Consider the following 1473-nt stretch of genomic DNA (forward strand, 5'->3'; position numbering starts at 1 on the left):
ACCTTGTCGACACTGTGGGATGGCAGCCCGATCGACCGGGCGCGCTCCATGGCTGGAGAAAGCCTGCGTGCCTATGACCGTCGCCTCAGCCTGCATCTGATGCTGCAGCCCTACCTGGCCAACCAGCTGTTTAAAGACCCGGTGATCAATGGTCAAGGCATCCTCGGCCGCTGCCTGATCAGTTGGCCCGAGCGCCTGGCCGGCCAGCGACTCTACAAGGCAATCGACCTGACCAGAGATGCCAAAATCCAGCGCTACCAACAACGGATCACCGCCCTGCTGCAAAAGCCCTGGTCGCTTCACAAGGATGGATCACTCAATCCCGTCACGCTGGAACTGACTCCCCGTGCCCGTCGTGCCTGGATCGATATTCACGACACCATCGAGTGCCAGTCTGGCGAGTTCGGCGAGCTGGCCGGCGTCCAGCCTGTCGCGGGCAAGGCCGCGGCGAATGTGCTGCGCATCGCGGGCGTGCTGGCCATGGTTGAAGAGGCCAGTCAGTTGGAGGAAGCACACATCCAGCGCGCCTCCACGTTGATGGATTACTACCTGGCCGAGATCCAGCGCTTGACCGAACAGGAGCCGGTAAATAGCCGACGCGAAGAGGCGGATCGGCTGTTGCGCTGGCTGGTGCAGAAAGGCTGGACTCACTTCACCGTCCGCGACGTCAATCGCAACGGCCCTCGCTTTGCCCGCAAGAGCGCTGACCATACCGCCTCTTTATTGGTCGTACTGATCACGCATCGCTGGCTGAGCAGCCACGACGGAAAAACCTTCGAGGTCCGCCATGTTTCGCCTCAATGACGCGGTGCGCCACTACCAGGCGCAACATCAATCGCAACCAGAATCGCGGCGTGTCGCCGCCTCTGTCGCCACCCTGTCGCCACGTGCCAGGCCAGAAACGACGCGGGTTGTCGCCACTGTCGCCGCTGTCGCCACACCACCCCTGGAGCCTACCCACATCGCCCTGCTGATTGAGCAGCTGCGCGAGGAAGGGGCACTGCTGCAACACCAGGAGAACGCCCTCCTGGTCCGCCCGACACACTGGCAGCAGGTGGACAGGCTCAGCCCTCACTGGAAAGCCCTACTGCTCTTTCTGCAAACAAACGAAAAGGGTGATGACGATGGCCTTGGTCGGCCGGCGTGAGGGTCGCAACTTTGGCTATGGCCGCCAGCTGAGCTACGCCGGCCCACAAGCGCTCAAGGATCTGTTTGCCGGTGGCCACTTCGCCACGGTCAAAGCGCATAGCGATCGCTGGCAAGCATTCGTGCGTTGGTGTCGGTCAGAGGACGGTCCTGGTTACAACGATGCGCGCCAGATCGGCCGACAGACGCTGCACGACTACGCCGCGTACCTGCGCCAGCAGATCCAGCAAGGTGGACTCTGCATCGCGACCGCGCAGAACCGCCTAAGCAGCGTCAACCGCACCCTCGCCGCGCTGCGCGGTGATCAGGACGTGAGGATCGCCAGTC

At 62.7% G+C, this 1473-nt stretch carries 2 protein-coding genes and 1 pseudogene; all 3 read left to right on the forward strand.

Going from position 1 to position 1473, the window contains the following annotated elements:
* A partial coding sequence (locus ACXRVY_RS28775; protein ID WP_458238927.1) for a DUF3987 domain-containing protein occupies positions 1-804 on the forward strand: 804 nt, incomplete at its 5' end.
* Positions 788-1147, forward strand: a complete 360-nt coding sequence (locus ACXRVY_RS28780; RefSeq protein WP_223461106.1) for a hypothetical protein — start codon at positions 788-790, stop codon at positions 1145-1147. The genes ACXRVY_RS28775 and ACXRVY_RS28780, both read left to right, overlap by 17 nt.
* Positions 1125-1473: pseudogene (locus ACXRVY_RS28785) on the forward strand (integrase domain-containing protein); the annotation flags it as partial. The gene ACXRVY_RS28780 and the pseudogene ACXRVY_RS28785, both read left to right, overlap by 23 nt.

The sequence above is a fragment of the Pseudomonas sp. P5_A2_2 genome (genome assembly GCF_054177685.1).